Below are 7,141 nucleotides of genomic sequence, written 5' to 3' on the forward strand. Positions count from 1 at the left end.
TTGCATACGTTCCGTATTAGTGATGCAGGAATTCAGGTTTTCCCGCGTGCGATTGTCCAATCGGGCGCAGCGGTTGGTTCAGCACGCAAGCCATCCATTGCAATCGAACGCGTGGCGATGGGAATACCTGGCCTGGATGAAATGCTGGGCGGCGGCTTGCCAGTGGGATTTTCGCTAGTCGTGGTAGGGCCATCCGGTTCCGGAAAAACCATCCTGGCGACGCAATTTCTCGCCGAAGGTGTACGCCAGGGCGAGCCAGGTGTGATTGCGGCGTTTGAGAAGAGCCCCAGTCAACTGCTGAACAATAAGCTGCATGCGCTGGTCAAAGCCGGACAAGTTGGCGTGATCGACACACGTGCCCTGGATTTGTCGATTGATGAAACCTTGCATGATTTGATCGAAATGATTTCGCGAATGCAGGCCAAGCGCGTCGTCATCGATTCCTTGTCTGGATTTGAGCTGGCACTGGCACCCCAGTTCAGCGACGATTTTCGCGGATCGCTGTATCGGATGATTGCCCAGCTTACTGCCATGGGCGTGACGATACTGATGATCGCGGAACTGGAAGACCGCTACACCGATTTGCGCTTTAGTCCATATGGCAGTGCTTTTCTCACTGACGCAATTATCGTGCAGCGCTATATCGAAATTGTGGGCCAGTTCAAACGCGTCTTGTCGGTCGTTAAAGTCCGTGGCAGTGAGCACAGCAAGGACATTCGATTGTTTGACATTACGGACGAAGGCATCATGATTGGGGAGACCTTATCTGAGTATGCCGGGATCCTGTCGGGCCGGCCCACAGTCAGCCCATAGCTACGGACTTACGGAGAATTGGCCATGAGAGTCTCTGGGCGGTCCAGTGTCACCGGCTTTTTGGTCGATAGCGCGCTATTGACGCTGCGGCAAAATCGGTCCTCGGTCAGCACATTTTTTGCTTCGATTCCGTCGATTCGACAGTCTCCTAGAACAGCCATGTGATAAAGGGCGGCAATGAACAGAAATGACAATGACGGCGCTTTTGATACCGATGACCCGAGTCAACCGGGTGTGTCAAGCCAGCACAAAGACAGGTTCCCAACCGCCCTCGAAAAAAATATCACGCGTAGGGAAAACGCCGTCATTGACGATGAAGCGGCCGTGCTAAGCCGCGAGAAATTGGCCACTGCACGAGAAGATGCTGCCGACTTGCGTGACGACGCTGCCCACCTGCGCGAAGGGAAAGTCACCTCGCGCGAAGATGCTGCCCATCTGCGCGAAGGGAACGCCACCTCGCGTGAAGATGCTGCCCATCTGCGCGAAGGGAACGCCACCTCGCGCGAAGATGCTGCCCATCTGCGCGAAGGGAGCGCCACCTCGCGTGAAGACGCTGCCCATCTGCGCGAAGGAAACGTCACCTCGCGCGAAGATGCCGCCCATCTGCGCGAAGGGAACGCCTCCTCGCGCGAGCAGGAAATTCGCGCGGCGGCGACGATACGGACAGCGTCAGACGAACATATGACTAAGTTGCAGCAAGCGAACGCACACCTGGTCATCGCGACAATTGAAGCACACAAACTGACCGAACAAGTCGAAACGGCTAAAGTTCAGTTGGATCATTTGGCCCATCACGATGTTCTCACCGGTTTGCCTAATCGCATGCTGCTGCAAGACCGGCTCAGCCAGTCGATCGAGTTGGCCCGTCGTCATGGCGGGCAACTTGCGGTGATGTTCATGGACCTGGATCGATTTAAAAACATCAACGACTCCCTGGGGCATGCGGTGGGCGACCAACTGCTGCAGTCGGTTGCACAACGCGTGGTGGGTTGTGTGCGTCACTCGGACACCATCAGTCGCCAGGGTGGCGATGAATTCGTGCTGCTGCTTTCCTCCATTGAGCACGCAGAAGACGCGGCGCTCTCTGCGCAAAAGATACTCGCGGCGCTCGCGCTGCCTCACCGCATCGACCGGCACGATCTCCATATCGGCGTGAGTATCGGTATCAGCATCTACCCCGACGATGGTCAGGATGCGGAAACCCTGATCAAGAGTGCGGACACCGCGATGTACTATGCCAAGGAAAACGGCCGCAACATTTACAAATTCTTCGAGCAGGACATGAATGCGCGGGCCGTCCAGCGGCAATCCATCGAAGCCAGCCTGCGCCGCGCACTGGAACGGCAGGAATTTGTGTTGCACTACCAGCCGAAGATAAATCTTCAGAGCGGCACGATTGTCGGTGTTGAGGCGCTGATCCGCTGGCAGCATCCGGAGCGCGGGTTGCTAGCGCCAGCGCAGTTCGTGTCCATCGCCGAGGACTGTGGCCTGATCCTGCCGCTTGGCCGCTGGGTGCTGCGCGAAGCCTGTCTCCAGGCCAGGGCTTGGCAGCTGGCTGGCTTGGCGCCGATCACCGTCGCCGTCAACACCTCCGCGCTCGAGTTCCGCGCCAAGGATTTTCTTGAAAATGTACGTGCGACCCTCGCGGCTACGTGTCTGGAGCCGCGCTATCTGGAACTCGAACTGACCGAAAGCGTCCTCATGCGGGATGCCCAGTCTACCGATTCCATGCTGCATGCGCTCGCAGACATGGGGGTAAAGCTGGCAGTCGATGACTTTGGCACCGGCTATTCCAGCCTAAGTTATCTGAGACAGTTTCCGATCGATACCCTGAAGATCGACCAGTCGTTCGTGACCCAGATCAGCAGCAACCCGGACGATGCCACCATCGTCAGTGCCGTGATTAGCATGGGCAAGAGCCTCAAGAAACGCGTCATTGCGGAAGGCGTGGAAACACCAGAACAGTATGCATTTCTTCTGGCCCAGCATTGCGACGAGGGCCAAGGCGACTATTTCGGCCGTCCGATGGTGGCAGAGGCGTTCGCCACCTTACTGCAAACTGGCGTATCACTCACGCTTTCCGATTGACCCAAGCATTTCGCAGGCCGATCGGATTGCGGCTTGCGGAGCTCCGACAACTAGCGTGACACCCTTCCGGGTCACTGCAGCAATTGACGGAACATGCCAGGCAGATCGGAGCACGGACTCTTGCTCGCCGTTGTTGATCGGCACAAACCGCATAGTGGGTCGACTCACCGCTTCGCAGATCGCATCGGCATCCGCAGCGTAGCGGCTGTCCGGCTGAGGGAACATCGAAAGGCCAAAGGCCGGTATCGACACCCGAAGCCGTCTGGGTGAAATTAGCGTTTGCCACAAAAAGGATGCCGCTACTGCAGCGATACTACCGGGTCATCGCGTATCTGCGGCAGTGTTCGAGGTATGCTCCCTCATGACTGGTGATCAAATCCACCACGCTCGACCACAACCACGAAGGTGCATCAAGCGTCTTGGTGCGATTTTGGCGTAATTCTCGATGCCAATTTCGGCGCGTTGACCCGTCCATTTGTCGCGCATGCGCTTTGCCGACGACCATGCCCAGAAATTTCGCCGCTACCATGGCTTCGCCACAAGCGAGCCGATCAATTTCCAGCTTCAGATCTTGCGGAAGCAGTTCGCGCACAACCACGGAATGGTCAATCAGGCGCGCGGCAATCATTCGATTGCCTAAATAAGGTGCCAAGTGGCGCGCGCCCTCAACTACCCGCGCCGCGTTATCACGTGGCATTTTTGCATTCAGGTAACGTGGCGCAGTTGCTCGGATGGCTTCTTTAATGTCCACCAAACAGAGGTTGTCGAAAGCAGCCGATTTATCTCCCAACGCCAGAAGTACGGCATATCGCAACCGGCCCAACGAACTGCATCCTTTCATCCAATAAGCCATATCAACCACCTTCACGCCCGCATCGGCCGTTCTGTTGCGCAGGGAAGTTATCAATTCGACCATCTCGCTCAGCTCAAAAAGTTGCGCAATTGCCAATTTTTCTGTTTTTTCTAATGGCCAAAACCGCTTGCCTAGGGGAATCGTGGGCTTGGTGTCTTGAATGCGTTCTTTCGCGAGATGCTTCCATGAACGTTGCATCGCTCGCTTCATTACAACTTGTACCGATGCTGGCTTTTCCAGTTCCTCCAATGACGCACTGGCATCATCGAAAGTTTGTTCATACCCTTCCATGAGCTGTTCAAGCATTTTGGCCGTCGTGACACCGGGCAAGTCTGATCCACGAGCGGACATCGCCAAAGACAGACCAAGGCGAATTAAATCGTGTGCAGGGTTCCCAATCACGGTTTGATCAAGATCGCGAATCTGAATGGCGACCCGACCCTGGGCATCGGCAATTGGGCCAAGATTTCCCAAATGACAGTCACCGCAGATCCAGATCGGTGGCCCCTCCGGCAACGCATGACCGTTGCTTGTTTGCAGCCAGTCATAGAATTTGACGGTGTTCCCTCGGACGTATGCGTGAGCCGAGCGCGCCATTTTTAAATTACGGGTTACCGTCAATGTGGATTGACGCTTGTTGAAGCGCACCCACTCTATGGTTTTTTTCATCGAATTCCTGAACGGGTGATTGATGATCGTTTTTCAGCGGCGTTGCCATAATGAACGCATGGCCAGAATGGGGATATCAAATATCATGAATTTTATCGCCGCCCTCATGGTACTCAAGTGCCGAGGGGTTGGTCGATACCTGCCGCATTCTTCCTGCAGTAATCCGATCGGGATTAAAGACGCGACGCGTCATGGTGCCAGATTCCTCGTCCGCGCCCTGCGCCATACGCGAAGCATCGATGGTTTTGCTCAGATCTTCGTCGGTGACGACGGTGCTCAGCCCGTCCGCAATCGCACTTGGTGCTCGACAATGGCGGCCAATGGAATGAGCGCGCACTGCGGAGCGTATGCCAGCGCTGGAACCCGCATATCTTGACCTGCCCTAAGGCATTGCGCATCTTGCCGTGATGACCAGTCGGCGATGCAGCTCCCGCTATTGGACGTCGGTCGTCGCGCGGACCGTGCTGAGTATGTACGCCACCGTTTCCAGTCGGAAACGATGTATACAAAAAAAAGAAGAGGGCTTGGGCGATATCAAGAAAATCATGATGGGCACGCGCATGGGCAAGCTCAAATATGCCATTCTGTTCTTTGGGGCTTTCTTGGCATGGGAGAAAAATTATTTGCGGTGCCATGGGGCGCCTTGAAGCTCGACACACAGCATGAACGCTTTATTTTGAATATCGACAAAGACCGTCTGAAAGACGCACCAGATTTTGACAAGGACCATTGGCCCGATATGGCCGATCAAAATTGGGCAAGAGAGATCCATTCCCTATTACGGAATGGATACTTATTCCGGCGAATCGCCGCCATTGTAGCGTTTAAGGGTAACTATCGACTCGTGATATCGGGCGGGCACTTGTCCGGACGAGTATCTCGGGAAATCGAGATCCGTTGTGAAAATCAAAATATCTTTTGTGGAGAAATCATGGAACCGTTTGAAAAATTTACTCCTGGCTCAAAACCCAACCCAGGCAGTATGGCGGCCAATGTGGAACAGGTAAGTACCGGAGCGCACAAGACGATTGACAAAGTGTCGGATGCGGCCCGCCCTGCAGTCGATCAGATCGCCTCCGGCGCGCATCAGGCCGTCGATACGTTGGCGGGGGCAGCGGGAACGCTCAGCGCCAAAGGCGACCAGTTGAAAGAGGCGCAGGCTCGCTTGATGGAAGAGGCTCGCGTCTATGTGCGCGAAAACCCGGTTACCTCGCTCGGGATTGCGGCAGGCGTCGGATATTTGTTGAGTCGTTTTTTCAGTTCGCGGTAAGCGTCTAACGGACATTCATTCCTGCGGTGACACTTCTTTCGCGGAGGAAGCGGTCCACGGCTGCGCTCTCTGCGGGCATGGACGTTGCGTCGATTAAGGCCGACGCTGTTTACTGAAATGTCCTCGGGGCTTTGCCTCGGTAAAGCCTCCTTTCATTCTGGATACCAGGAAGCTGGGCGCCCAGATCGAGCAGCACAAAGAAGAATTAATGGCGGAACTGGAAATTTCACCGGCGGCACGCGCGAAATCTCCTGCATCCAACAAAACGCATGCGCGGCATTCCTTCAAGTAGGAAGTAGCCGGGTCACCGAATAACAATGGCGGGGGCGAAACTGGAGGGTGTCCGCGATTTTATGTAATCGGGTTATCGTTTAATGCTGTGGCATACGCTCATCGAGCAATCCGATGGGCCGCCACAGTTTTAGGCTGACCGCATTGCGTGCGTTCCTGAATTTCGCGGCACGGCTCGACCTATTCTTTTTCCACGTCATTGAACGGGCGCTGGGCGTGCAATGAAGCGCGTCGGGCGCCCTACCCTCTGCTTTCCGTCACACGAGGAAATGTTAGCAGTGATGGGCAACCGGGGGACACCTGGACCTCTTACCACAACCATTTGCTGCTGGCCATGCTCGGTAACACAGGGGCGCAGATCTCGGAGATTATCCGCGTGCGGGTGGCCGCGGGGTTCTGGAAGGCGCAACACGGGTGCACCTGCGGCAAAGAGGGCAAGCAAGCTCAACGCCTTTGTTGCCGTCCGCGGCTCAGGAAATTCGGGCCTGGCTGCGGTGCAATTCCACGCCGAACGCTGACGCAGTCTTGCTACTCAACCGGAATGGCCGAGCGATGATCCGCTCCCAAGCAGCGCCTGGATTGTGCGGTTGCGCGGGCAGCCAAAGCACGCAGCAGCGTCGCCCTGCGGAGCATCGCGCCGCACACGATTCGGCATATGACGGAGGTGCATCGGCTGCAGTCCGCCTTCAGTGTAATTGCCGAACGCCCCTGGGTCGACATGCTTGGAGGGAGCAACCCAGCCGGGTCGCCCAGTTTTCCGCAACGGTTCGCGCGTTCATCTTCTGCAAACAAGCTCGATTTTGGCATCATTATTGTGGACCTGGCCATTCGGTTCTGGAAGTACTCAGAAACTCACTTATTCAGTCAAACTATGGGTGAGGTTGTTGGACGTACCCTTAAGCGGCTGACACCGTCATGCGGATCGAGCGCAATCTACCGGAGACTGCTGTGAATGAATTAGATGTCGAGCATCACCAACCCGATGAAATGGATAATTCGTGGCTGGCCAAACTCGGGCCGGGCTTGGTAACGGGCGCCGCCGACGACGACCCAAGCGGTATTGCCACCTATTCGCAGGCAGGCGCCCAATTTGGGTTCAATTTGCTCTGGAGCATACTTCTGACTTATCCACTCATGGTGGCTATTCAGATCGTCAG

Annotated in this window: 6 protein-coding genes; 4 read left to right on the plus strand and 2 right to left on the minus strand. The window is 55.8% G+C overall.

The window, feature by feature from the left end; translation table 11 throughout:
* Positions 1–117: 117 nt before the first annotated feature.
* Together ACFOFO_RS18135 and ACFOFO_RS18140 are read left to right on the plus strand one after the other, a co-directional pair.
* Positions 118–813, plus strand: coding sequence for an RAD55 family ATPase (locus ACFOFO_RS18135; protein WP_390332295.1), 696 nt, complete (start codon positions 118–120; stop codon positions 811–813).
* A 342-nt stretch (positions 814–1,155) separates the two neighbouring features.
* On the plus strand, positions 1,156–2,901 hold the full coding sequence (locus tag ACFOFO_RS18140; RefSeq protein ID WP_390329220.1) for a putative bifunctional diguanylate cyclase/phosphodiesterase: 1,746 nt from the start codon (positions 1,156–1,158) through the stop codon (positions 2,899–2,901).
* 313 nt (positions 2,902–3,214) lie between these two features.
* Here the strand turns inward: ACFOFO_RS18140 and ACFOFO_RS18145 are convergent, their stop codons facing one another.
* Entirely contained in the window at positions 3,215–4,423 is a 1,209-nt protein-coding gene (locus ACFOFO_RS18145) for a DUF2252 family protein (RefSeq protein WP_390332292.1), read from the minus strand.
* 76 nt (positions 4,424–4,499) lie between these two features.
* A complete protein-coding gene (locus tag ACFOFO_RS18150) occupies positions 4,500–4,760 on the minus strand; it encodes a hypothetical protein (protein ID WP_390329222.1) in 261 nt (86 codons plus the stop codon).
* An 84-nt stretch (positions 4,761–4,844) separates the two neighbouring features.
* Here ACFOFO_RS18150 and ACFOFO_RS18155 point away from each other — a divergent pair, with 84 nt between their 5' ends.
* Both ACFOFO_RS18155 and ACFOFO_RS18160 read left to right on the plus strand, forming a co-directional pair.
* The gene (locus tag ACFOFO_RS18155) at positions 4,845–5,693 is read left to right on the plus strand and encodes an ElaB/YgaM/YqjD family protein (protein ID WP_390329225.1); all 849 of its coding nucleotides are present in this window, start codon (positions 4,845–4,847) and stop codon (positions 5,691–5,693) included.
* 1,278 nt (positions 5,694–6,971) lie between these two features.
* Positions 6,972–7,141: divalent metal cation transporter (locus ACFOFO_RS18160; RefSeq protein WP_390332297.1), on the plus strand; the 170-nt coding region annotated here is incomplete at its 3' end.

The organism is Pseudundibacterium arcticum (assembly GCF_042646465.1).
Classification (GTDB): domain Bacteria; phylum Pseudomonadota; class Gammaproteobacteria; order Burkholderiales; family Burkholderiaceae_D; genus Undibacterium_A; species Undibacterium_A arcticum.

Bases quoted from the DNA above. Each gene is read 5' to 3' on its own strand.
- ACFOFO_RS18135 (WP_390332295.1), top strand. From the start codon at position 118: ATGGGAATACCTGGCCTGGATGAAATGCTGGGCGGCGGCTTGCCAGTG.
- ACFOFO_RS18145 (WP_390332292.1), bottom strand. From the start codon at position 4,423: ATGAAAAAAACCATAGAGTGGGTGCGCTTCAACAAGCGTCAATCCACA.
- ACFOFO_RS18155 (WP_390329225.1), top strand. From the start codon at position 4,845: ATGCAGCTCCCGCTATTGGACGTCGGTCGTCGCGCGGACCGTGCTGAG.